The 24,267-nt window shown below is 65.8% G+C and carries 24 protein-coding genes; 11 read left to right on the top strand and 13 right to left on the bottom strand.

Features of this window, described 5'->3' with window-relative positions:
- Positions 1-45 precede the first annotated feature (45 nt).
- The 3 genes from AB0L63_RS01135 to AB0L63_RS01125 all read right to left on the bottom strand — a co-directional run bounded on the left by AB0L63_RS01135 (position 46) and on the right by AB0L63_RS01125 (position 3,500).
- Entirely contained in the window at positions 46-1,503 is a 1,458-nt protein-coding gene (locus AB0L63_RS01135) for a lytic murein transglycosylase (RefSeq protein WP_364492951.1), read from the bottom strand.
- A 118-nt stretch (positions 1,504-1,621) separates the two neighbouring features.
- On the bottom strand, positions 1,622-2,215 hold the full coding sequence (locus AB0L63_RS01130) for a DUF1003 domain-containing protein (RefSeq protein WP_364492949.1): 594 nt from the start codon (positions 2,213-2,215) through the stop codon (positions 1,622-1,624).
- A complete protein-coding gene (locus tag AB0L63_RS01125; protein ID WP_364492947.1) occupies positions 2,205-3,500 on the bottom strand; it encodes a CBS domain-containing protein in 1,296 nt (431 codons plus the stop codon). The genes AB0L63_RS01130 and AB0L63_RS01125 overlap by 11 nt, the downstream gene beginning before the upstream one ends.
- A 64-nt stretch (positions 3,501-3,564) precedes the next feature.
- Between AB0L63_RS01125 and AB0L63_RS01120 the strand changes: the two genes are divergently transcribed.
- From AB0L63_RS01120 to AB0L63_RS01110, 3 genes are read left to right on the top strand one after another with little or no spacing between them, the layout of a single operon-like run.
- On the top strand, positions 3,565-4,536 hold the full coding sequence (locus AB0L63_RS01120) for a CoA ester lyase (protein WP_364492945.1): 972 nt from the start codon (positions 3,565-3,567) through the stop codon (positions 4,534-4,536).
- 12 nt (positions 4,537-4,548) lie between these two features.
- Positions 4,549-5,040 (top strand): general stress protein, encoded by a 492-nt coding sequence (locus AB0L63_RS01115; protein ID WP_364492943.1) that lies wholly within the window; start codon positions 4,549-4,551, stop codon positions 5,038-5,040.
- A gap of 4 nt (positions 5,041-5,044) precedes the next feature.
- On the top strand, positions 5,045-5,626 hold the full coding sequence (locus AB0L63_RS01110) for a suppressor of fused domain protein (protein ID WP_364492941.1): 582 nt from the start codon (positions 5,045-5,047) through the stop codon (positions 5,624-5,626).
- Positions 5,627-5,632: 6 nt separating this feature from the next.
- Here AB0L63_RS01110 and AB0L63_RS01105 read toward each other — a convergent pair whose 3' ends face one another.
- The gene (locus tag AB0L63_RS01105) at positions 5,633-6,709 is read right to left on the bottom strand and encodes a magnesium and cobalt transport protein CorA (protein ID WP_364492939.1); all 1,077 of its coding nucleotides are present in this window, start codon (positions 6,707-6,709) and stop codon (positions 5,633-5,635) included.
- A gap of 62 nt (positions 6,710-6,771) precedes the next feature.
- Here AB0L63_RS01105 and AB0L63_RS01100 point away from each other — a divergent pair, with 62 nt between their 5' ends.
- From AB0L63_RS01100 to AB0L63_RS01085, 4 genes are all read left to right on the top strand, one after another.
- On the top strand, positions 6,772-7,626 hold the full coding sequence (locus AB0L63_RS01100) for a PHP domain-containing protein (protein WP_364492937.1): 855 nt from the start codon (positions 6,772-6,774) through the stop codon (positions 7,624-7,626).
- Positions 7,623-7,889 carry a hypothetical protein gene (locus AB0L63_RS01095; RefSeq protein ID WP_364492935.1) on the top strand — a complete coding sequence of 89 codons (267 nt, stop codon included), beginning with the start codon at positions 7,623-7,625 and terminating at the stop codon, positions 7,887-7,889. Before AB0L63_RS01100 ends, AB0L63_RS01095 begins: the two co-directional genes overlap by 4 nt.
- A 51-nt stretch (positions 7,890-7,940) precedes the next feature.
- Positions 7,941-9,596, top strand: a complete 1,656-nt coding sequence (locus tag AB0L63_RS01090; RefSeq protein ID WP_364492933.1) for an FAD-binding protein — start codon at positions 7,941-7,943, stop codon at positions 9,594-9,596.
- A gap of 536 nt (positions 9,597-10,132) precedes the next feature.
- The gene (locus tag AB0L63_RS01085) at positions 10,133-11,320 is read left to right on the top strand and encodes an NADP-dependent malic enzyme (protein WP_364493939.1); all 1,188 of its coding nucleotides are present in this window, start codon (positions 10,133-10,135) and stop codon (positions 11,318-11,320) included.
- A 66-nt stretch (positions 11,321-11,386) separates the two neighbouring features.
- On the opposite strand, the gene AB0L63_RS01080 is transcribed toward AB0L63_RS01085, so the two are convergent.
- The 5 genes from AB0L63_RS01080 to AB0L63_RS01060 form a co-directional block, all read right to left on the bottom strand.
- Positions 11,387-11,803 carry a CBS domain-containing protein gene (locus AB0L63_RS01080; protein ID WP_364493936.1) on the bottom strand — a complete coding sequence of 139 codons (417 nt, stop codon included), beginning with the start codon at positions 11,801-11,803 and terminating at the stop codon, positions 11,387-11,389.
- Positions 11,804-11,955: 152 nt separating this feature from the next.
- Positions 11,956-12,660, bottom strand: coding sequence for an ABC transporter permease (locus tag AB0L63_RS01075; RefSeq protein ID WP_364492931.1), 705 nt, complete (start codon positions 12,658-12,660; stop codon positions 11,956-11,958).
- Complete coding sequence (locus tag AB0L63_RS01070) at positions 12,657-13,319, bottom strand: ABC transporter permease (protein WP_364492929.1); 663 nt, start codon at positions 13,317-13,319, stop codon at positions 12,657-12,659. Before AB0L63_RS01070 ends, AB0L63_RS01075 begins: the two co-directional genes overlap by 4 nt.
- The gene (locus AB0L63_RS01065; RefSeq protein ID WP_364492927.1) at positions 13,316-14,512 is read right to left on the bottom strand and encodes an ATP-binding cassette domain-containing protein; all 1,197 of its coding nucleotides are present in this window, start codon (positions 14,510-14,512) and stop codon (positions 13,316-13,318) included. Before AB0L63_RS01065 ends, AB0L63_RS01070 begins: the two co-directional genes overlap by 4 nt.
- A complete protein-coding gene (locus tag AB0L63_RS01060; protein WP_364493933.1) occupies positions 14,473-15,372 on the bottom strand; it encodes an ABC transporter substrate-binding protein in 900 nt (299 codons plus the stop codon). Before AB0L63_RS01060 ends, AB0L63_RS01065 begins: the two co-directional genes overlap by 40 nt.
- 234 nt (positions 15,373-15,606) lie before the next feature.
- Between AB0L63_RS01060 and AB0L63_RS01055 the strand changes: the two genes are divergently transcribed.
- From AB0L63_RS01055 to AB0L63_RS01045, 3 genes are all read left to right on the top strand, one after another.
- Complete coding sequence (locus AB0L63_RS01055; protein WP_364492925.1) at positions 15,607-16,530, top strand: glycine betaine ABC transporter substrate-binding protein; 924 nt, start codon at positions 15,607-15,609, stop codon at positions 16,528-16,530.
- Between the two features lie 220 nt (positions 16,531-16,750).
- Positions 16,751-17,443: a PadR family transcriptional regulator gene (locus tag AB0L63_RS01050; protein ID WP_364492922.1), complete on the top strand. Its 693-nt coding sequence runs from the start codon at positions 16,751-16,753 to the stop codon at positions 17,441-17,443.
- An 85-nt stretch (positions 17,444-17,528) separates the two neighbouring features.
- Entirely contained in the window at positions 17,529-19,010 is a 1,482-nt protein-coding gene (locus AB0L63_RS01045; RefSeq protein WP_364492920.1) for a DHA2 family efflux MFS transporter permease subunit, read from the top strand.
- 306 nt (positions 19,011-19,316) lie between these two features.
- Here the strand turns inward: AB0L63_RS01045 and AB0L63_RS01040 are convergent, their stop codons facing one another.
- Together AB0L63_RS01040 and AB0L63_RS01035 are read right to left on the bottom strand one after the other, a co-directional pair.
- The gene (locus AB0L63_RS01040) at positions 19,317-21,038 is read right to left on the bottom strand and encodes a molybdopterin-dependent oxidoreductase (protein ID WP_364492918.1); all 1,722 of its coding nucleotides are present in this window, start codon (positions 21,036-21,038) and stop codon (positions 19,317-19,319) included.
- A gap of 57 nt (positions 21,039-21,095) precedes the next feature.
- Positions 21,096-21,212, bottom strand: a complete 117-nt coding sequence (locus tag AB0L63_RS01035) for a CGNR zinc finger domain-containing protein (protein ID WP_364492916.1) — start codon at positions 21,210-21,212, stop codon at positions 21,096-21,098.
- Here AB0L63_RS01035 and AB0L63_RS01030 point away from each other — a divergent pair.
- Entirely contained in the window at positions 21,161-21,376 is a 216-nt protein-coding gene (locus tag AB0L63_RS01030; protein WP_364494049.1) for a hypothetical protein, read from the top strand. The two genes, AB0L63_RS01035 and AB0L63_RS01030, sit on opposite strands and share 52 nt — an antisense overlap.
- Positions 21,377-21,440: 64 nt before the next feature.
- On the opposite strand, the gene AB0L63_RS01025 is transcribed toward AB0L63_RS01030, so the two are convergent.
- Positions 21,441-23,231 carry a long-chain fatty acid--CoA ligase gene (locus tag AB0L63_RS01025; protein ID WP_364492914.1) on the bottom strand — a complete coding sequence of 597 codons (1,791 nt, stop codon included), beginning with the start codon at positions 23,229-23,231 and terminating at the stop codon, positions 21,441-21,443.
- Positions 23,232-23,311: 80 nt separating this feature from the next.
- A complete protein-coding gene (locus AB0L63_RS01020) occupies positions 23,312-24,238 on the bottom strand; it encodes an alpha/beta hydrolase (RefSeq protein WP_364492912.1) in 927 nt (308 codons plus the stop codon).
- Between the last annotated feature and the right edge of the window lie 29 nt (positions 24,239-24,267).

Here is a 24,267-nt window from a genome sequence, read left to right as displayed (position 1 = left end):
ATCGGATTTCGGTGTGGCGTAATCTGTTCGATATCGGTCCTGGTCTCAGCCCTGCCGGGCGGGTGCGGGCGCGGGCATCGGGATAACAACGCCGAACGGCAGCGTGATGCCCGGTGCGGGCGGCGGGGTGGTCGCACCGGACTGCGTCGGCTCCGGCGCATCGGACACTCCGGGCTCCGGTGTCTTCTCCGGAGTGGCCTGCGGCGTTTCGCCCGGCAATTGCGCGGGAGGCTGCGCATTGGGTGCAGGCGCGGGCTGAGCAGCACCGGGTTGGGCCGAATCCGGTGGGGGCGGGGTGCAATTGGCGGGTTGCTGCGGTGGCTGGTCTTGCGGCAGCGGCTCCTTCGGCTTGCCGTTGTCCGCACTGTAGGTTTGCGCCGGCGCGATGGGGGACTGCGCCGGATCGCCCGGTGCCGGCAGCTGCGCCGGGACCACCTGACGCGGATCGCACGGCGGCTTGGGGACCGGCCGCGGGCAGAAGATGCCGCACGGAATCGGCGGCAGACCGGGGATGGTGATCATCACCTCGGTCGGCGTCTGGATGGTCACCATATTCGGCGGCGGTTCGGTCGTGGTGGTGGTCGTCGAAGGCGTCGTCGAGGATGCGGCCAACATCTCCTGGCCCGCCGTGGTCGGCGCGGTACCCGGTGGGATGAGATCGGGAGAGATGCGCACCTGGCTCGGGGTGCCGCCGGTGCGGTACGCCGCCGACCAGCTCAGCACGTTGGCGGCGTAGGCGAGCGAGTTGTTGTAGCGCAGCACCGCGCGCAGTTCCTGCTGCGGATCGCGCAGGTTCAGCCCGCCCGAGCACAGGTACTTGCCCGCGGCGAGCGAGGCATCGAAGACATTCTGCGGATCGGCGACACCATCACCGTTGCCGTCGGCGGCGTAAAGGCTCCAAGTCCTGGGTAGGAACTGCATCGGCCCGATCGCGCGCACCGGGGTGCCGTCGGCGGTCTTGATCACTTCGTTGCCTGGTAGCGACCCATCCAGCGCGGGGCCGAAGATCGGCGTCACGGCGGTGCCCGCGGCGTCGGTGCGCCCGCCGCCCGCATGTAGCGATTCGATCCGCCCGATCCCGGCCAGCAGGCTCCACGACAGGCCGCAGTCGGGCATCGAAGATTCCAGTGCGAGTTCGGCATTGCGATATGCCGCGAGCACGATTTCCGGGATACCGAGCGCACCGCCGGTGGCGGGTAGCACCATATCCTGCAACGGCACCGAACCCGCGAAAAGCGGGGTGCCGTCGACAAGCGGAGTCATTGCTCGAAGTTTGCGGGGAGCCTCCGGCGTTACCGGAAGGAGACCAACTGTCCGGGACAATTCGGTCAGGTTGGTATTTCCGGATGTTCCATCGTCGGTGGCCGAGCCGGTCGATGTCGCGAGCAGCGCCTCGGGGGCGGTATCGAGAGTCGTGGACAGGGTGGCATTGGTACCCGAGCCGGTGGCGACAAGACCGGCTACGACCAGGGCCGAGACGGTTATCGGAGCAGAGATTCGCATTCGGCCACACCAATCCTCTACGTCGTGAGAGCGTGTGTCCGAGACATTCCCGGCCCGGACGCTCGGGACAACGTCGTCCAGGTTACCCGTGGGTCACAACGTTATAGAGCATTTCCTGTCAATCGTCAGCAACTGGCGGTGCAACCTGAACTGTGCCCGCCTTTCTGCCGGAGCTTTTCTTGCGAACGGCCTTAGCGGGTTTATCGGAGCTCGACCCGGATTCCGCGAACCGCGCGGCCTCGATCCGGTCCAGCACCTCGCGCATTTCTTCCAATTCCCTGCGCATATAGTCGCGCGTAGCAACTTCGCCGAGCGCAATACGCAGCGAAGCGAGTTCGCGAGCGAGGAATTCGGTATCAGCCTTGGTCTGGGCGGCCCTGCTGCGGTCCTCCTCCAGTGACACACGGTCGCGGTTGTCTTGTCGGTTCTGCGCCAACAGAATCAGCGGCGCGGCATAGGCGGCCTGGGTGGAGAACGCGAGGTTGAGCAGGATGAACGGATACGGGTCCCAGCGCAGCGCGACCACGGAGATGTTCAGCGCGATCCAGACGACCACCACAATGGTCTGCAGCGCCAAATAACGTCCCGTGCCGAGGAATCGGGCGACCCGCTCGCTGGAACGGGCCATCGCCTCGGCGTCGTAGTCGAAGCGGAAGCGGGACCCCACCGGCGTTTCCAGGCGCTGGCGCGCCGGAGTCTTCTCACTCGGCATCGACTACCCCCTCCTGGCCGACGACCGTATCTTCCTGCTCGCGCCAATCCTGCGGTAGTAGATGATCGAGCACGTCGTCCACGCTGACCGCGCCGAGCAGGTGGTTCTCCGCATCCACCACCGGGCCGCAGACCAGGTTGTAGGTGGCGAAATAGCGGGTGACCGCACCGAGCGGGGTATCGGGACGCAGCGGGGCCAGACCGGCATCGAGGATGCCGCCGACCAGATGTGCCGGAGGTTCGCGCAGCAGTCGCTGCAAATGCACCGAGCCGAGGAAGCGGCCGGTCGGCGTCGCGGTTGGCGGCCGCACCACGAACACCATGCTGGCCAGTGCGGGTGTCAGATCCGGATTGCGCACCCGGGCAAGCGCTTCGGCGACCGTGGTGGCCGGGGTCAGGATCACCGCTTTCGGTGTCATCAGACCACCCGCGGTATCGGGGGAGTGCTGCAGCAGCCTGCGGACCGGTTCGGACTCCTCCGGATCCATGAGTGCAAGCAGCGATTCCCGCTCACTGGTGGGCAGTTCGCCGAGCAGGTCGGCGGCGTCGTCGGGATCCATCGCCTCGAGCAGATCGGCGGCGCGGCGCACCTCGAGATGGCCGAGCAGATCCACCTGGTCGTCGTCGGGGAGTTCCTGCACGACATCGGCGAGTCGCTCGTCGTCGAGTGCGACCGCCACCTCGATGCGCCGCTTCTCCGGAAGTTCGCGCAGCAGATGGGCGACATCGGCGGGGCGCAGTCCCTCGAATTGTTCGAGCAGTTGGGTGACGTCCTGACCCGGCCGGCCGATTTCGTACGGCGTCAGCCCGCTGACCTGGGTCCAGTCCACGACATGTACGGTTCGGCGACGGCCGAGCCTGCGATGTCCGCGCACCGCGACCCTGGTGACCCGCCAGTCCCTGGTCCGGGTCTGTTCGATACCGAGATCGACCACAAGCACATCGACATCCGCGAGGTCCGGCAGATCCGGATCGGCAACGCGCACCGAAGAATCCACGATCTGTGCGAGGGCGAGCATCTCGCCCGGACGCTGGTTGAAGCGGCGCAGGCTCACCGTGCCGGTATTGAGGGCGACGACACCGGGATCGATCGTGGTCACCCGCAGCATGGGCACGAAAATCCGCCGTCTGGAGGGCAATTCGACGACCAGGCCGTGCACCCGGGGCTGCTGGCGGTCGTAGCGGACGGCCACGACGACGTCGCGGATGCGGCCGATAGACTCGCCGTCCGGGCCGAGTACCACCAGTCCGGCCAGCCTGGCGACGTACACCCTGGTTGCTGCCATGGTTGTCAGGTTAGAGGGTGCGCGGACCGGTACTCGCACCATGCCACGATCGACGGGAGTGATCATGAAACCGCGCCGCTCGGTGCTCGCCTGCCCCGGTAGCAGCAAGAAGATGATCGATAAGGCCAAGGGGCTGCCGGTCGACGAGGTATTTCTCGATCTGGAGGATGCGGTCGCGCCGGCCGTCAAGGCCGAGGCCCGCGCGAATATCGTGGCGGCGCTGAACGACACCGGCTGGGGCGATCAACTGCGGGTGGTGCGGGTCAATGACTGGACCACCCAGTGGACCTACACCGATGTGATCACCGTGGTCGAGGGCGCGGGTGCGGCGCTGGACGCGATCCTGCTGCCGAAGGTGACCGATGCCGGTCAGGTGCGCGCGCTGGACCTGCTGCTGACCCAGTTGGAGAAGTCGAGCGGGCTCGAGGTCGGGCGGATCGGTATCGAACCGCAGATCGAGAACGCCCTGGGTCTGCGCAATATCGATGACATCGCGACCGCGAGCCCTCGGGTGCAGGCCCTGGTCTTCGGCCCCGCCGACTTCATGGCCAGTATCAATATGCGCACGCTGGTGGTCGGTGAACAGCCCGAAGGTTATGACACCGGCGATGCCTACCATCACATTCTGATGACCATCCTGCTCACCGCCCGCGCGCACGGCCTGCAGGCAATCGACGGTCCCTACCTGCAAATTCGGGATATCGACGGATTCCGCCGGGCGGCCGGGCGCACCGCCGCACTCGGTTTCGACGGTAAATGGGTGCTGCACCCCGGACAGATCGAGGCCGCGAACGAGATCTTCAGTCCGCGCCAGGCCGATTACGATCGCGCCGAGCTGATTCTGGATGCGTACGCCTTCCACACCTCCGAAAAAGGTGGTGCGCGCGGAGCGGTAATGCTCGGCGACGAAATGATCGATGAGGCCAGCGCGAAGATGGCTCGAGTAATCGCAGATAAGGGTCGGGCCGCCGGAATGCGGCGATCTCCAGAGATGGAGGCCACGCGTTTCACTCCCCCTAACTCCGATTCGGAATAGCAGAATAGAGATATGACGAATCCCTTGGGGAACTCGAATCGCGCGCGCCAGGGTCTGCCGACGCCGCCATCGGGCTGGCCGGTCGGCTCGTATCCGACCTACGCCGAGGCCCAGAAGGCCGTCGACTTCCTGGCCGACAATCAGTTCTCCGTGCAAGACGTGACCATCGTCGGCGTGGACCTGATGCAGGTCGAACGCGTGTTGTATCGACTGACCTGGGGCAAGGTGGTCGGCGGCGGAGTGGTGTCGGGCGCGTGGCTCGGCCTGTTCCTCGGCCTGCTCCTGAGCCTGTTCACCACCAGTGGTGGCTTCGCGCCGGTGCTGGTCGGTTTGGTCGGCGGCATCATCTTCGGCGTCATCTCCACCTCGATCCCGTACGCGGCGACCAGGGGGCAGCGCGATTTCGCCTCCACCATGCAGTTGGTGGCAGGCCGCTATGACGTGCTGTGCGACCCGAAGTCGGCCGAGCAGGCTCGGGACATGCTGGCGCGGTTGGCGATCTGAGCGCATGGAAGTTGTGGACAAGGTCCGCACCGAGGTGCTGGATCACTTCGGCGTGGCGTCAACGAGGGTCGATTCCGCGTCGGTCACCTTCCTCGGTCTCGAGTCCATCGAGATCCTGCGCATTCCGGGCGACGAGCTGGTGCACTACGTCACCCTCGGCGGATCACGTCATCCCATGGGCGATCCCAGTGACCTGCACGCCGATCCGGTGCGCGGGCCGCGGGCCGAATTGGTGCTGACACTGCGTGCCGGGGTCGGTCCGAGTTCTGGACTCGCCCGCACCCTCGGTGTGCTCGTCGCGGCACCTGCCGTGGAAGGTGTTGTGCTGCAGGTCGATGCGCTGCTGGACCTGGGCGAGCCGATATGGCGCGATGCGCCGTTCACCGCGGTGTTGTTGGGGGACAGCGATATTCCCGAGGTGGCGCTGCCCGAGCCAGCCGAACCCGTGCGGTATTTCGCGGTGGTTCCGGTGACCGCGACCGAGGCGGCCTGGGCGCGGGTGCGCGGCGCGCAGGCATTGCGTGATGCGTGGGCCGAGGCCGGTATCGATGTGCACGATCCGGCGCGTGGCGCTGTGTCACTGTAGCTGGTGTCAGAGCCAGTTGTTGCGGTGGAAGTTGATGTACAGACCAGTGCAGACGATCGCGATGAACAGCAACACGGCCGGATAGCCCCAGACCTGGTTCAGCTCCGGCATATGCTCGAAGTTCATCCCGTAGATCCCTGCGATCATCGTCGGCACCGCAGCGATGGCGACCCACGCCGAGATCTTGCGCATATCGGTGTTCTGCTGGACGCCGACCTTGGCCAGCGCCGCGGTGATCAGTGCGCTGAGCGCCTCGTCGAAATCGTTGATCCGCTCGGCCACCGCGGTGTGGTGGTCGGCGACATCGCGCAGATAACGCCGAATCTCTTTGGGTAGCGGCATTGTGGTGTTGCGGCCGAGTGCTTCGAGCGCGGTGCCGAGCGGATTCACCGCGCGACGCAGCTCCACGATCTCTCGCTTGAGCTGATAGATCGATTCGATGGTCACCGTGCTGCGCGGTGTGAAGACCTCTTCTTCCATCTCGTCGATATCGTTCTCGACCGACTGGGCCACCGTCACATAGGAATCCACGACATGGTCGGCCACCGCGTGCAGCACCGCACCGGGACCGAGCATGAGCTGGTCGGGCTGATCCTCCAATTCCTTTCGGACACCGGCCAATCCGGTGTGCTCGCCGTGCCGTACGGTCACCGTGAAATTGGGGCCGGTAAAGACCATGATGTCACCGGTCTCCACGATCTCACTGACCGAATGGATCTCGTGCGGTACGTAGCTGACGGTGCGCAGGACGAGGAACAAGGTGTTGTCGTAGCGTTCCAGTTTCGGCCGCTGATGACCGTGGATCACGTCCTCGACGGCCAGCGGGTGCAGGTCGAAGACCTTGGCGATATCGGCCATCTGGTACTCGTCCGGATCGTGCAGTCCGACCCAAACGAATCCGGCTCCGCGCTTGCTGACCTCGGCCATCGCTTCCGCATGGCCGAAGTGGCCGGGCAGTCGCCTGCCGTCGACGTAGACGGCGCAGTCGACCACCGCGCGCGCGGTGGGGACGGGGATGTGGGGCAGCGGGGTGTGCGCCCGGCCGGAGCCGCGGAACGACGGTAGCGGCGGAATAGATGGCACGGGTTGATGCTACGTCGCGTGCGCGTGTGTGCGCCGTGCGAGCGCACGGTATGAAAGAAGGCGTGCGCATCGACCTGCATACCCATTCGACCGCGTCCGACGGCACCGACACCCCGGCCGAACTCGTCCGGAACGCGGCAGCGGCCGGACTGGACGTCGTCGCGATCACCGATCACGACACCACCGCCGGGTGGGCCGAGGCGGCCGAGGCGCTACCCAAGGGTTTGACGCTGGTGCGCGGCATGGAGATGTCGTGTATCGGGCTCGGTGAGGACGGGTGGCCGGTCCCGGTGCATCTACTCGCATACCTCTTCGATCCGACCGATCGGTGTTTCGCCGATGAGCGGGAACGCCTGCGCGCCGAACGGGTCGAGCGGTTGCGGGCGATGGCCGAGCGGATGCGCGACGACGGACTACCCATCGATCCGGACGCGGTCCTGGCCTCGGCCGGACCGTCGGCCGGCCGCCCACATCTGGCACGCGCACTCGTCGCGGCCGGTGTGGTGCCGACCGTGGACGCGGCCTTCACCGAATTGCTGGCCCCGCACGGCCGCTACTACGCGGAGAAGGCGGATACACCGCTGCGCCGGGCCGTCGAAATGATCGCGACCGCGGGCGGGGTCAGCGTGCTCGCGCATACCCGGGCGCGTAAGCGCGGGCGGCTGCTGGCGATCGACGATATTCGGGAACTGGCCACGCTCGGACTCGGCGGGCTCGAGATCGATCATCCGGACCATTCCGCGGCCGATCGTGCCCTGCTGACGGAGTTGTCCGCCGAACTCGGCCTCATCAGCACCGGATCGTCGGACTATCACGGCTCCAACAAAACCATCCGGATCGGTGAATTCACCACCGATCCCGCGCAATTCGAGGAACTCGCGGGCAAAGCGACAGGTGTGCCGGTGATCGCCTCGTGAGAGTGCTGCGCGGACTCAGCGGAATTGTCGCCGGTGGGATATTCGTGCTGGCCCTCGTCGTTGTCGGTACCGCGGTCATCGCTGCTCAGCGTGGCTTTCCCGGACCCGGCGGCGAATCGGTGACCTGGCATGTCGCAACCTCAGCGATCGGCATCGGCGCACAGATTTTTTCGGATCGACATCGAGGTTTCGCCGCTTTTTCCGGATCGATGGTCGTTTTCATTGTCGCCGGAATATTGCTCTGGACGCAGTGGTGGACCTGATATATCCGTAAAGGTTGCGGCCACGTGAATTGTGGCCGAACATTTCTCTTTGTGACGGAATTCGAGACGGATGTGCTCGTCCTCGGCGGCGGTCCCGCCGGGGTCTGGGCCGCGATCTCCGCCGCCACCGCGGGCGTTCGGGTGGCGCTCGTGGACAAGAGCCGCTGCGGCGCGAGCGGGCCGACCGCCACCGGGACGACCTCGCTCTGGAATATCCCGCCGGGGTCGGCGCGAGATGAGGCGGTGCGGCGCGCGTACGCACATGGCGGCGGGCTCGGCGAACCGGAGTGGATGCTGCGCGTACTCGACGAAACGCACCGCAGGGTCGAACAGTTGCTGGCGTGGGGCTATCGGTTTCCGGGTGCGGGCAATGGCGGGACGGCACTACGCGTATGCCTGGACGGCGCGGGCTATCTGCGCCGGATGCGCCGCAACCTGTTCGAAGCCGGGGTGCGCATTCTCGATCATCATCCCGCCCTGCAACTGCTCGTCGATCGCGATGGCGTGGTCGCCGGTGCGGTCGGTGTGCAGTCGCGCAACAACTTTCGGACCTGGACCATCCGAGCCGGGGCGGTCGTCGTGGCCACCGGCGGTTGCGCGTTCCTCTCCGGCGGCGCGGGCACCGATGTCGATACCGGCGACGGATTGCTGTTCGCCGCCGAGGCGGGCGCGCAACTGTCGGGGATGGAATTCTCCAGCGCCTATGGTCTCGCGCCGGTTGTCCCCACCCCGCGCGACACCCTCATCAGTCCCGGGCTGGCCCTACATTTCGCGACGCTCTACGACGAATCCGGCGCGGAGATCACCGGTCATCGCTCCGCGGCATTCATCGCTATGGCGGATGGCCGCCGAATCTACGCGGCCTTGGAAGATGTGCCGTACCCGGTTCGGCGCTGGCTCGCCAGACAGGGGTTGGTCGACCACACCCGTCGGGTCCCGCTGCGCGCGGTGCTCGAGGGCACGGTCCGTGGGACCGGTGGGTTGTGCATAGCCGGAATGGACTGCGCGACCACCGTGGCCGGACTCTACGGCGCGGGCGATGTGATGACGCGCGAGCCGATCACCGGCGCGGTCAGCGGCTTCGGCGGTCCGGGCGGAGCATGGGCCATCGCCTCGGGCGTGTGGGCCGGTAAAGGTGCCGCGCGGTGCGCGCGCGGGCGCGGCATGACCGGTCCGGTGCGTGCGGTCCCCGGTGCGGGACTGAATCCGGTGGCCCGTATCGATCCGCGCGCGGTGGTCGGGTTGGTGCAGGAACACACGCTGCCGTTGCGGCGCAGCTACTGGCGCAGCGCCGGGAGTTTGCGCGACAGCATCGGCGAACTCGACGCCATGTGGCCGGGCGCCGAATTCGACCTCGGCGGATTCGGGGTGGACCGGTTGCGGGCCAGGCAGGCGGCGGCGCTGCTCGCGGTGGCACGCTGGACGAAATACAGTGCGCTCGCGCGGACGGAGAGTCGCGGAATGCACCGGCGCACCGATCATCCCGGCGCTGCGGCCGATTGGCGGGTGCGGCTGACCTCCGGCGGACTCGAGACCGTGTGGGTACGGTCAGATCCACGCCAGACAGTCGCCGGTATGGAGCCCGCGGCGCGGCCGGAGTTCACCGCTACCGTTGGGACAGCTCACCGGAGCCCACAGCCGAGCCGCGAAACTGTGAGTTTCTGCTTGCCGTTCCCAGGAACACGTCGAAGCGTTCCCGAGACCTGACGTATTACTCAGCAGGTCTGCTCGTGGCCGGACCACCGCCTGGTCAGCCGGGGTCATACCCGGTTTCCGGCGAGCGTTCAACATCCGACGCAACGCGCCTGGACGAAGATGCTATGTAACGAATAGTCAGCTGCCAGTGTGGTTTTCGCTGCCATCCGACTGCGCCTGGCCGGTGCTGGGTCGGGATCCGACACGCCGGTTTGGCAATACGTCCTCCCGGCTGGCAGAATGTTGCGGATTCCCGCCTATGCCACCGCCGGGTTGGGGAATACCGGCGATCACCGCCTCGCGACGCACCGTCGCGACCTGATGATCCCCCCGCACGTTTTATACGGACACACCCGTCCGCCTCTCGCTCTGCGGATCAGTGCCGCGCCATATTTCGGTTCGGACCGTCGGATTTCGACACCTGCGGTCCGACTCGAAACGTCCCGGTCAGCGCACTCGATGAGCGTATGAATCACCTACTACCAACTACCCGGCGGTAACCCGTCCCCGGTTTGTCCGACCCGAGCAGGAGTGAAATCGTGTCACCTGTGACTGACGCACCGAATGCCACTGCAAGCCTTTCCGAAATCACGCACGACGAGATTTTTGCAGGTCATCTCGGTGGCAAACTATCGGTCGAGCTCGCCGCGCCGCTGGAGACCCAGCGCGACCTTTCCATCGCCTACACACCCGGTGTCGCGAAGGTCAGCCTGGCCATCGCGGAGGACGCCGCGCTGGCCAAGCGCTACACCTGGACCGACCGCCTGGTGGTCGTGGTGAGTGACGGCACCGCGGTGCTCGGCCTCGGTGACATCGGCCCGCGTGGCTCGCTGCCGGTGATGGAGGGCAAGGCGGCGCTGTTCAAGAAGTTCGCCGGACTGAACTCGATCCCGATCGTCCTGGACACCAAGGATGTCGACGAGATCGTGGAGACCATCGTCCGGCTGCGCCCGAGCTTCGGCGCGGTGAACCTGGAGGACATCTCGGCACCGCGCTGCTTCGAGATCGAGCAGCGGCTCATCGAGGCCCTCGACTGCCCGGTCATGCACGACGACCAGCACGGCACCGCCATCGTTGTGCTCGCCGCCCTCAATGGCGCGGCCAAAGTGCAGGGGCGTGACATCGATGGTTTGAAGGTCGTGGTGTCCGGCGCCGGTGCCGCCGGTGTCGCGTGCACGAACATCCTGCTCGCCGCGGGCGTCAAGGATGTGATCGTGCTCGATTCGAAGGGCATCATCGACCGCGAGCGCGGCGACCTCAACGACGTGAAGTCCGAACTGGCGCAGCGCACCAACCCGCGCGGACTCGCCGGTGGCGCGGCCGAGGCGCTGGACGGCGCCGATGTGTTCCTCGGACTCTCCGCCGGCACCATCGCCGAGGAACTGATCGCCTCGATGGCGCCGGAGTCGATCGTGTTCGCCATGTCGAACCCGAATCCGGAAATCCACCCCGATGTCGCGCAGAAGTACGCGGCGATCGTGGCCACCGGGCGCAGCGACTTCCCGAACCAGATCAACAACGTGCTGGCATTCCCGGGCGTCTTCAAGGGCGCGCTGGACGCGGGCGCGCGCCGTATCACCGAGGGCATGAAGATCGCCGCCGCTGATGCCATCCTCAGCGTGGTCGCCGATGAGCTCGGTCCGGACAAGATCGTGCCGAGCCCGCTCGACCCACGCGTCGCACCGGCCGTCGCCGAGGCCGTTGCCGCCGCCGCCCGCGCGGAGGGCGTCGCGTAACTCGACCCGAAAATGCGGGGCTGCGCACCAGGGGTGAGCAGCCCCGCATTGCGTTGAGCGGGTTGATCAGTGCGGAATGGAGACGGCCGAGACGAACTCGGCGATTTCGCGGTCGCTGAGATTCCTGGCGATATCGGATTCGCAGATCATGCCGACGAGTCGCTTCCTCGCGTCGATCACCGGGAGCCGTTTGATCCGATCCTGCTCCATCATGTCAAGAACCTCGCGGACATCGGCGTCGGCCGATACCCAGCGTGGCGTTCCCTGGGCCAGGTCTCCGGCCCGGACCTTGCTCGGATCATGGCCCATCGCAATGCATTTCACGACGATGTCGCGGTCGGTCAGCATGCCGACGAGCCGGTCGTCGTTGCCGATCGGCAGCGCGCCGACATCGAGCCTGCGCATCAGCTGTGCGGCCCGATCCAGCGTTTCATCCGCGGGGATCCACTCCGCGTTTTCGTGCATGATGTCGCGCGCTTTCATAGAGCGGCTGTTCACGGTACGCCTCCTGGTCTCGGATGAGTGATCCCGCAGGTGCGCACTCCGCGATCGTGCGTCGAGCATCCGCGAAGCAAACTCCTACGGCACGTCACATCGTGACCCATGTCACATCAATGGTCAATGTGTCCGCGGCCTCAGCTGCTGGTCTGCAGGATTCCGGCGGGGGTGACAGGGCGGCGCAGGCGGCCGGTGCCGGGTGCGCTGGCCCAGACCGCGAACGCCAACAGGCCGTCCATGAGCATGGCGAGGACCGCGACCAGCAGGGCTCCGACCAGGACGCGATCGTAGCGGTAGACGGCGATGCCGTCGAAAATATAGCGACCGAGGCCGCCCAGATTGACGAAGGCCGCAATAGTGGCGGTGGCGATGACCTGCAAGGTGGCCCCACGCAGGCCGGTGAGCAGGATCGGCAGCGCATTGGGGACCTCGACGCGGAACAGGATCTGACGCTCGGTCATGCCCATGGCGCGCGAGGCGTCCACGACATCGGCCGCGACATTGGCGATACCGGCATAGGCACCGGCCAGCAGCGGCGGAATGCCGACCGTGACCAGCGCGAGCAGCGGCGGAATCAGGCCGAGCCCGAGGCCGAGCACCAGAAAAGTGAGCAGGCCGAGGGTTGGTAGGGCGCGCATGGCATTGGCGAATCCGACCAAGAACGCCGAACCACGCCGGGTGTGCCCGATTACCAGCCCGAGTGGGACCGCGACGGCCGCGGAGACGACAACGGTCAGGAAGCTGTACCAGAGGTGCTCGGCGATGCGGTGTTGGATACCTGCCGGGCCGCCCCAGTTCGCGCCGTCGGTGAAGTAGTGCCAGGCATCGATGAAAAGGTTCATGCCGCAGCGCCTTTCGCGATCCTGGCGTCCGCGCGCGTCCACGGGGTCGCCCAGCGCCCGATGGCGTACACCAGGCGGTCGAAGATCAGGGCCAGCGCCAGCGTCACGATGATGCCCGCGATGATCTCGTCCGGATAGTCGCGCTGATAGCCCTGGGTGAAGAGTTTGCCGAGCCCGCCGACACCGATCAACGCGCCGACCGAAACCATGGCGATATTCGTGACCACCACAACTCGCAGGCTGGAGACGAAAACCGGTATGGCCAACGGCATATCGACGGTCACGGTGCGTCGCAGCGAACTGAAGCCGACCGCGTCGGCGGCGTCGATCACGGTGGGCGACACCGAATCCAGCGCCGTCGGCACCGCGATCACGAGCAGCGCCGTCGAATACACGGTGAGCGCGATGATCACATTCAGCGGATCGATGGTCGAAATCCCGGCCAGCGGCGGAATGATCACGAACAGGGCCAGCGACGGAATGGTGTACGACAGGCTGGCCACCGCCACCGTGACGCGCCGCAGCCAGGAGATCCGGCGCACCAACGCGCCGATCGGAATCGCGATGATCAGTCCGAGCAGCAGCGGAACCAATGCGAGATACAGATGGGTTCTGGTGAAACCCATGATCTCGGAGAAGTTGTCGATCAGATAATTCATGCGCTTTCGGTTTCGAAGAAGTGCCGATTGCGCGTGTCGTCCTCCGCCGTGCGCTGCCCCGCGAGCTGCTCGAGTACCTCGGGAGCCCGGATGCCGCCGCGCGTGGCACCGGAATCGTCAACGGCGACACCGATTCCCGACGGTGAGGAGATCGCCGCGTCCAGCGCCTGCCGGAGATCGCCGTCCGGCGGAAAGAGTGATCCACCGGCGGCGATGCTGTCGTGCAAGGCCCGCCCGGCTCGAATGCCCTCTACGCCGGTGACATCGATCCAGCCGCGCGGAATACCGGAATCGGTGACCACCAATACCCATTCGCCCCGGTCCAGGCGCAATTCGGCGAGTTCGGGTTCGGTGGCGGTGTGAATCTCGTGCAGTGTCAGGCTATCCGCCTTACGGAACGACAGTGCGCGATAGCCGCGATCGCGTCCGACGAAATCGGCCACGAAATCGGTTGCGGGCGCGGCTAGTACGTGCTGGGGTTCGTCGTATTGCTGGAGGATGCCACCCGGTCCGAATACCGCGAGCCGATCGCCGAGCTTCACCGCCTCATCGATGTCATGGGTGACGAACACAATGGTCTTGTGCAATTCGGCCTGCAGCCGCAGCATTTCGGCCTGCAATTCCTCGCGCACCACCGGATCGACCGCACTGAATGGTTCGTCCATCAAGAGCACCGGCGGATCGGCGGCCAGTGCCCTGGCCACCCCGACCCGCTGCTGCTGTCCGCCCGAAAGCTGGGCCGGATAACGGGTGGCCAGCGATCGGTCCAGCCCGACCCGGTCCAGCACCTCGAGTGCGGCCGCGCGGGCCGCGCGGCGCCGAACCCCTTGCAGCACAGGTACGGTCGCGACATTGTCGACGACCGTCCGATGCGGCAGAAGTCCGGCGCTCTGGATCACGTATCCGATACCGAGCCGCAGCTTGACCGGATTCATCGTCGAAATATCCGCGCCGCCAACAGTGATGGTGCCCGAACTGGGCGTAATCATTCGATTGATCATGCGCATCGACGTGGTCTTGCCGCAGCCCGACGGTCCGACGAAGACGGTGAACGAGCCGGATTCGATGCGCAGATCGAGTTCGGAGACGGCGTGGGTGCCGTCCGGATAGGTCTTGCTGATACGGCTGAATTCGATATCGGACACGCTGGCTCCTACCCGGTCGGCGTGTTCAGCCGTTGGGCGGCGATCCATTGCTGTGCCGCGGCCTTGGGTTCGGTCTTGCTGCTACCGGAGACCGCCTCGTTGAGCTGCACCAGTTGGTCGGTGGTCAGTTTCGCGGAGACGGCATTGAGCGCGGCGAGTGCCTTATCGGTCTTCTTGGCGGTGTTGAACAGCGGCACCACATTCTGGGCGGGGAAGTTGTGCTTCGGATCATCCAGCACCACCAGATTGTTCTGTGCGATTGCCGGGGAGGTGGTGAAGATGTTGGCCGCGGTGACCGTGCCCTCGACCAGCGCGCGCACCGTCGCGGGCCCGCCGCCGTCGGCGATCGGCACGAAATTGTTCGCGGCGATGTCCAGGTTGTAGTTCTTCTTCAGACCGGGCAGACCGCCCGCGCGCTCCTGGAATTCAGCGGGCGCACCGAATTTCACCTCGGCCGAATGCGCGGCAAGGTCGGCGATGCTGTGCAGGTTCCAGCGCTCGGCGGTGGCCTTGGTGACCACGACCGCGTCCGAGTCCTGGCCGGGGGCCGGGGTGCCGATGGCGAGATCGGAGCCCGAACCGGTAGAACTCAGTGCCGTGGTGAGCGCGGTGTCGATATCGGTGGAACTGGTTGCGGTGGCGCTCTTGTCCAGGTACTGCAGCAGGTTGCCGTTGTACTCCGGGATCACCGAGATCGCGCACTGGCGCAGTGCCGGGATGTAGGCTTCGCGGCTACCGATATTGAGTTTGGTGTCGACAGTGAATCCGTTGACGCGCAACACTTCCGCGTAGATATTCGCGACCGTCTCGGACTCCGGGAAGTTCGCCGAGCCGACGGTCAGCCCGTCACCCTCGCAATTGCCCTTGGCCGCGAGCGGGTCGGAATTACCACAGGCGGACAGGATCATCGCGGCGGCCAGCGCCGCGGCGGCGACGAGAATGCGGGCGGCGCGCAGCGTCAGCCGCAGCGCGAACCGCCCGTGCCGCGCGGCATCGGGGTTGATCGTGGTTTTCACTGGAGTCCTTCCGGCATGACGAGCGATGCGAGCGGCCGTGGACGCACGGCCACCCGGTACATTCTGGTTGTTCATACTGCCCGCTGCATGGAGTTCCTGTTCACTACCGAAGGTTGGTGTCGCCGGATGGGGTTGGCCGCGTCGAGGCGGATGCTGGCACGGATCGTGGTCGTCATGGCCCTCGGGCTGGCGGTTTCCTGTGGAAGCGACGATCCGGGCCCGACGATAGCGGTCGGCGCGGGCGATTCGATGGAATCAAATCTGCTTGCGCAAATCTATGCGGGTGCGTTGGCGCGGACCGGTGCGCGCACCTCGGTCACCGCCGATCTCGGCAATCGCGCTGACTATCTGACCGCGTTGGACGCGGGCACCGTGACGGTGGTCGGTGAACACGGCGGCGAACTGCTCACCTTTCTGAACGCTGGGGCACAGGCCCGCAAGCCCGAGGTGACGACCGATATCGCGGACCCGTCCGCGCCCGTTCGGTTGTCGGTGCCCGAGGAACTGAGCCGGTCGCTGCCCGAGGGGCTGGCGGTCTCCGATCCGGCCGATGGCACGGACATGCGCGCCCGGGTGCTGCTGACCGAAGCCGCGGGTAAGGACGTGCGCTCGATCGGTGCGCTCGCTCCGCGCTGTGGCGAAATCCAAGCCGGGGTCGCACCGGTTTCCGGTGTGCTGCACACCGCGGCGCCCGTGCGGATTGCCGGTTGTGATTTCGCCGGTACCAGGCCCTATCCCGATGCGACGGGGCTGCGAAAGGCATTGCTGGACGGTGAAATCCAGGCCGGAATCCTGACCGGGCCGCCCGCGCTGGTTCCCGGTGCGACCGACGGGCTGACGGTCCTCGCCGATAGCGACTATGCGGTGCGGGCCGAGAATGTGCTCGCGGTCTACCGCAAGGGGCTGCTCGACGATCGGCAGATTCGGAAGCTGAACTACGTCGCGGGTGAGCTCACGACCGATGAGTTGGCGCAGCTGATGCGCAAGGTTCGCGAAGGTGCCGGTGCCGCCGAGGTGGCACGTACCTGGTTGGACGATCACGCGCTCTGAAAATCCCTGTTCACCACGGCCCGAGTGGTTCGCGCTCGGGCCGTTTGCTATGTCGCCGATCACAATTCCGCTCGATATCGCGGTCTTGCGGGCCAACTGCTCTGCGCCGTATATTCCACGTGGAATATTTGATGCGGAGTATGTCGATGGTCCGGACTATCGTGCGTGCTTCGGAGATTCGCTCTCGCATCCGCGAGCGTTGTGCAGGAGGTGACCGAAAATGGGGCAGCAGGCGCGCCCGTCGGTGACGCCATTGGCGATCGCCGTGCTCGCGCTGCTCGAAGAGCGGCCCATGCATCCCTATGAGGCGTATCAGCTGCTGATCGCTCGCCGGGAGGACATGCTGGTGAAGGTGCGGCCGGGCTCGCTCTATCACACGGTGACGCGATTGGCCGAGCAGGGATTGGTGCTGGCCGAGGGGGTCGACCGGGACGGGAACCGGCCGGAGCGCACCACCTACCGGATCACCGAAATCGGTCGGGAGACATTGCGTTCCCGAATCGCCGAAATCCTCCGGAATCCCGCGCGGGAGTACCCGATGTTCCCGGTCGCGCTCGCCGAGGCGCACAACCTGCCCGCGCCGGAAGTGCTCGCGTTATTGCGGGAGCGCGTCGAGCGGTTGGCACAGGACCTCGCCGATGTCGACATCATGAGCCAATGGGCGGGTATGCACGCTGTGCCACGGCGCTACTGGATCGTGCTCCCGTATCTGCGTGCCACCATCGCGGCCGAGATCGCGTGGGTCGACAACCTGGTCACCGAACTGGACAGCGGCGAGATGGAGTGGGACGAATACGACCCCGCCACCGGCGTCCGCGTCACCGAACGTCAGCACCCTACGTCCGACCGAGAAGATTCCGAACTACCTCCGGTGCCGCGCCGCTGGGGCCAGACCAGCGCTGCACCGTCGTGATGTGTACCGGTGTGCGCGGCCCTCGATTCGCTTCTTCGCCATCCTGCGTCAGCCGGGACAGACAGCCGAGATAGGAACCGAATTCATGACCACCCGACGTAATCCGTGGCTAGCGCTGTTCGCGCTGGTCGTCGGCTTCTTCATGATCCTGCTGGACATGACCATTGTCGCGGTCGCCAATCCGGCGATCATGAAGGATCTGCAGGCCGATATCTCCCAGGTCATCTGGGTGACCAGCGCCTACTTGCTGACCTATGCGGTGCCGCTGCTGGTCACCGGTCGGCTCGGCGATCGTTACGGGCCCAAGAACCTGTATCTGATCGGACTGGCCGTCTTCACCGCCACCTCGCTGTGGTGCGGTCTGTCCGGATCGATCACGATGCTGATCGCCGCGCGGGCGGTCCAAGGGCTCGGCGCCGCGCTGATGACGCCCCAGACCATGGCGATGATCACCAGGACCTTCCCGCCGGACAAGCGTGGTGCGGCCATGGGGCTGTGGGGTGGTGTCGCCGGTCTCGCCACGCTGGTCGGTCCGATCCTCGGCGGTGTGCTGGTCGACGGGCTCGGCTGGGAGTGGATCTTCATCGTCAACGTTCCGGTCGGCATCGTAGCCTTCGCACTCGCGGTCTGGCTGGTTCCGGCGCTGCCGACGCATGAGCACAAGTTCGACATCCCAGGTGTGGTGCTCAGCGGTGTCGGCCTGTTCCTGCTGGTGTTCGGTATCCAGGAGGGCAATACCTACGACTGGTCGCCGCGCATCTGGCTGATGATCGGCGCAGGTGTGGCCGTGCTCGCGGTGTTCCTGGTGAACCAGTCGCGCAATACCGGTGAACCGCTGCTGCCGTTGGGGCTGTTCCGTGATCGCAACTTCACGCTGTCGAATGTGGCCATTGCGGCCATGGGTGCCGCGGTCACCTCGATGATGGTGCCGTCGTACTTCTACTTGCAGGCGGTGCGGGAGATGTCACCGACCAAGTCCGCCTTGGTATTCGCACCGATGGCGATCGTCACCGGAATCTTCGCGCCGATCATCGGCAAGATTTCCGACCGGCTGCACCCGCGTATCGTGCCGACCATCGGATTCATCGGATTCTCGGCCTCGATCTTCTGGTTCGCGTCTGTGATGACACCGCATTCCTCGCTGGTGTGGTTCCTGCTCTCGGCCGCGCTGGCTGGTTTCGCCAATGCCTGCATCTGGGCACCGCTGGCGTCCAGCGCCACGCACAACCTGCCGATCGAGCAGGCCGGTGCGGGCGCGGGTGTTTACAACACCACCCGTCAGGTGGGCTCCGTACTCGGTAGCGCCGCGATCAGCGCCTTGGTCGCGGGCCGCATGACCGCCAATGGCCTCGGCGGCGGGAAGATCGCCGAAGGTGGTGCGGGCCAAGGCCCCATCCCGGAATTCGTCAAGAATGCCTTCAGCACCGCCCTCAGCCAGGCCGTTCTGCTCCCCGCAGGCATCCTCCTGATCGGCGTACTCGCCTCGGCCCTGTTCATCCGCCACGGCCAATCCGCCGCATCCAGCCCGAAAACCGACCTGGTCAAGGCCGACACTGTAGGCGTCTGAGTCGAACGAGACTGTGCCCCAAAGATTTAGATCCGTGGGGCACAGTCGTATTAGAGGATGAGATCCGAGAGTGCTTTCCAGTCGACGGTGATGTGAATCGGCATGTCGATTGTTGTTTCGGCGTCGCTCGGCTGGCCTGGCGGCAGAAATCCTCCGGCAGCTTCCGCCAGATCTCCAGAGTGATCGGCTCGGGCTGCAAGTTCTCGGATCTCGCCCAGTCGAAGATGCCGGACATGTGCACTCCTTGGGATTCGGCTGCAGGTCGCGGGAACAACGCCGATTACCTGGTCCGATCCTGTCGTTCGCTCAGCCGACGGTGACTGTAGTGGTGGGGTATCCGGTGGCGCCGTCGGGGACTACGGGGGCGCGGGCTTCGGTTTGGGTTTCGCCGGTGCCGTCGGTGGCGCGGGCCCGGATGGTGTGCGGGCCGGGGGTGGCGTTCCAGTTGTAGACCCATTGGCGCCAGGTGTCGATGGATTGTTCGGTGGACAGCCGGGCGGGTTGCCATGGGCCGTCGTCGATCTGGACTTCTACGGCTCGGATGCCGCGATGTTGGGCCCAGGCGACGCCGGCGATCGCGGTGCTGCCTGGTTGCAGTTTGGCGCGGGCGCGCGGGGTGTCGATGCGAGCGCCGGTTTTGATAGGGCCGTAGGCGGACCAGCCGCGGCGGGTCCAGTAGGCGGTAGCGCGATCGAAGCGGGTGATCTCCAGTTCGGTCACCCATTTGGTGGCGGAGACGTATCCGTAGAGGCCGGGGACGACCAGTCGGGCCGGATAGCCGTGTACGACCGGGAGGGGCTCGCCGTTCATGCCGACGGCGAGCAGCGCATCGCGGCCATCGGTGAGTACGGCCAGCGGGCTGCCCGCGGTGAAACCGTCGATGCTGTGCGACAGGACCATATCGGCGTCCGGATGCGGTCCGGCCTCGGCGAGTAGTTCATCCAGGCGGTAGCCGCGCCAGCTCGCGTTGCCGATCAGATCGCCGCCGACCGGATTCGATACACACGCCAGCGTCACCAAGGTTTCGACCGGTGTGCGCTTGGCGAGATCGCCCCAGCTGAGCTGGATTTCGCGATCCACCATCCCGTGGATCCGTAAGGACCAATCGTCAACGGATACCTGCGGCACGATCAGTGCGGTATCGATCCGATAGAAGTCGCTGTTGGACGTCAGATACGGCGTCAGCCCCGGCAGCTTCAAATCCGCATCCGGTGCGAGCGAAACCGCTGGCCCACTCGGCTCCGGCAACTGAATCGCGGCCCGCTCACCGGAAACATCCCGCCGCTGTGCCCCGATGAGCCGCCCACCCACCCCGCTGAGCAACCCCAACCCACCCGTTATCACGATGCCCCACAACACCTGTCGCCGCTGCGGCCCGGCAACAGATCCGGCCGCATCAACCATAGGTTCCTGGGTCGCAGGTCTGGTCGTCCCGGGTGTGGTCGGAGCCCTCGAACTGGCTGAGTCAGCTTCAGTAGCAGCGGTTTTCGGCGTTGCGGGCTGGGCCGAACTCGGGGCCGGGGTTTGCGGCCGGCTCATTGTGTCGCTGCTGGGTGCGGCTTCCGGTCTAGCGCCCACTCGGGTAGGGGCATGCGCGACGGCCGCCGCTTCGTCGATGCGGTTGGTCAGGGTGCGGAGGGCGTAAATGCCTGCGGCGACGCCGATTATGGTGGGCCAGGCGGCGGAGAATCCGGTACGGCCGATGGTGATGGCAACAGTGAGCAGGCCGAGGGCGGCAAAGAGCCAGGATCCTCGGGGCTGCTCTTTTCGTTCGATGGCTCCGATGAATCCGGCGACCAGTACGGCCATGAGTGCCATGCAGGCGAATAACAAGGTCTTGTCATTGGTGCCGAAGGTTTGGATGACCCATTCGCGCAGGCCGTCCGGGGTGTGGTCGATGACGGTCGAGCCGAGGGCGTTCGTGGGTGCGCTGTCGGGGCCGGTGACGGCGGCGACGAGTTCGGCCACCCCGAGTGCCAGACCAGCCGAGACAATCCCCGCCGCCACCCGAAAGCGCAGTTCAGCCATGGTCCGAGCCTACTGCCGGGCGCGGTCGGGAAGTATGACCAATCGGTGACGTAAGCATCAGTCCGCGGACTTGTGCCGCTGGTAGTACCGCGCGACGCGAACCCGGTTACCGCATCGTTCCGATGCGCACCAGCGACGGCGCGGATGCAGGCGCAGGAACAGCAGGACAGTCATCGGCCGCGCAATGGCAGCATTGGCTGCGCATGCCCTACCTCGCCGATCTGCCCGACGCCGAGCTGCACGTCTTCGATCCAGGCCACTTCGCTCGGGAGACGCATCTGACCGAGATCGCACCGCTGATCGCCGATTTCCGGGACGCTCGCAGCGTGCGGCAGTGAGCGCTATCTGTGAAACACAAAGGCGCCGCCCGCAATCCGCGGACGGCGCCTCGCACAACCAGCGTCAGCTGTAGATCTTCTCGACCTCGGACGCGTACTGCTTCATCACCACGGCCCGCTTCAGCGACATCTTCGGCGTCAGCTCACCGGTCTCCTGCGTCCAGTCGACGGGCAGGATGCGGATCTTCTTGATCGCCTCGGCATGCGAGACCTTCTTATTGGTCTCGGCGACCGCGGCGTTGATCTCCGCGACCAGCGCCGGATTCTCGATCACCTGCTCGATCGGGGTCTCGACGGGCAGATTATTGCGTTCCTTCCAGCCCGGCAGCGCTTCCGGATCGAGGGTGATCAGCGCACCGACGAAGGGCTGACCGTCGCCGACCACCATGACCTGGCTGATCAGCGGATGGGCCCGCAGCGAATCCTCCATCAGTCCCGGGGAGACGTTTTTACCGCCCGCGGTGACGATGATTTCCTTCTTGCGCCCGGTGATGGTGACGTACCCGTCGCCGTCGATGGCGCCCAGGTCGCCGGACTTGAACCAGCCGTCCGTGAACGCATCCTCGGTGGCCTCGGCATTACCCCAGTAACCATTGAAGACAACCGATCCGCGCAGCAGCAGTTCGCCGTCTTCGGCGATCTTCACCGCATGGCCCTCGATCGGCTTGCCGACGGTGCCGACCCGAATATTGCCGGGGGTGTTCACGGTGATGGCCGCGGTGGTCTCGGTGAGGCCGTAGCCCTCGTAGATGGTGACGCCGACGCCGCGAAAGAAGTGGCCGAGGCGCGCGCCGAGCGGTCCGCCGCCGGAGACCGCGGCCTCACACTGACCGCCGAGCGCGACCCGCAGCTTGCTGTAGACGAGCTTGTCGAACAGCGTGTGCTTGAGCGTGAGCACCAGGCCGGGCCCACCGTTGTCGAGGGCCTGGCTGTAGGCGATGGCGGTCCCGGCGGCCGCGTCGAAGATCTTGCCCTTGCCACCGTCGTGTGCCTTCTGCTTGGCGCTGTTGAACACCTTCTCGAAGACGCGAGGCACCGCGAGGATGAAGTGCGGGCGGTAGCTGCCGAACTGTTCGACCAGGGTGGACCAGTCGGCAGTGAACGCGACGATCACCTTGGCGTCGAATGCGGCCAGCGTGACGGCACGCGCGAAGACGTGCGCCAGCGGCAGGAACATCAGCGTCTTCTTGCCCTCGGCAACGTACCTGTTCAGCGCGATCCGGTCGGACTTCGACTCCGCGTACAGATTCGAATGCGAGAGCATGACGCCCTTGGGGCGGCCAGTGGTGCCCGAGGTATAGATCAGGGTGGCCGGGGACTTGGCATTGACCTCGGCACGGCGCGCGTGCACGATCTCATCGTCGAGGTCGGCGCCGCGCGCGATCAGGTCGTCGACGGCGCCCTTGTCGATCTGCAGGGTCTCCTCGAGATCCGGCAGCGTACCCGCCTCGATCTCATCGATGACCTTGCGGTGCCTATCGCTGTCGACCACCAGCAGCTTGGTGGCGGAGTCCTGCAGAATCCACTTGGCCTGCTCGGCGGCCGAGCTGTCGTAGATGGCGACAGTGCAGCCACCGGCGGCCCAGACGGCGAAGTCGAGTAGCACCCACTCGTAGCGGGTCGGGGCCATGATGGCGACGCGATCGCCGAGTTCGAGACCGGAGGCGATGAGGCCCTTGGCCACATCGGTGACCGCTCTCGCGAATTCCGCGGCCTTGATTTCCCGCCAACCGGCACCATTGGTGACGTTGAACAGCACTGCGCCGGGTGACTGCTCGGCGTGCCGGAAGACGTTATCGGAATTGTTCGCGTCTTCCGGGATGGTGTAGGAAGCTGGGACTTCGAACTCTCGCATCAGTGCCCTTCCACGTGGGTTTACTCGCCAGTAATCTACGACACCTGTGACCGGGACGTCAGCTCGGCCTGCTCGCAGCCCTATCCTAGGTCGCGCATTGCGACCGGTTGGACCGCTTCTCGCAGGAAAACGGCCAGTTCGGTCAGCGCCGCCGCTGCGGGACCGACGAGTGCGGCCTGCAGTTGCGCGACATGCCATAGCCCCTTGCTCTCAGCGAGCCAGGTATGAACGCCCGCTGCCCGCAGTGCCGTAACGAGATCGGCACATTGCGTATGCAGCAACTCGCTGACATCGACCTGTACATATGTCGGCGGCAAACCCCGCAGTTCGCCGTGCAGCGGTGCGTAGCCGGTATCCGTGCCGTCCCCGGTACCGAGATAGGCCGCGGCGCATGCGCGCGACCACGGTCGGTTGATCACCAGATCTCGGAACTTGTCCGGGACCTGATTCGGATCCACCCACGGCGCGATCAGGCCGAGCGCGGCCGGGGTGTACCCGTGTTCGGCGATGAGCCGCTGTGCGGTGGCGAGCGATAGTCCGCCGCCCGCCGAATCACCAGACAGCGCAATCTGTTCGGGGCGGTAGCCGATACTTCCGGTCAACTCCAGGAAGGCCGATTCGGCGTCCTCCAGTCCGGCCGGGTACGGGTGCTCCGGTGCCAGTCGGTAGTCGAGAACATAGACGGCGCAGCCGGTTTCGTGAGCCAGCCGGGCGGCCAGCGAGCGGTGTGTCGCAAGTGATCCGACCGCATAGCCGCCGCCGTGTAGGTAAAGCACGGCGCCGGCGTTCAGGTTCGGCCCGGCCGAGCGCGCGGTGATCCGTTCGGCGGGTCGGCCGCCGAGCCGGAGCGGGTGCACGATCGTGCCCGATGGCAGGAACTGTGCGCGCGAACCGATATCGAGCAGCACCCGCTGCACCTGCCAGGGCAACCGCGCGTTCAGCGTGACCCGGAAGATCGGGCTCAGCAGCGTCCGCGCAATGGGTAGCGGAATATTGATGTCACGCATGGGTTTTCCTCGATTCCCGCGCTTGGGCA

The sequence above is a fragment of the Nocardia sp. NPDC051990 genome, assembly GCF_040680755.1.
Taxonomy (GTDB): Bacteria; Actinomycetota; Actinomycetes; order Mycobacteriales; family Mycobacteriaceae; genus Nocardia.
The sequence above is the reverse complement of the archived record's forward strand: the minus strand, read 5'-3'. Positions and strand labels throughout refer to the sequence as shown.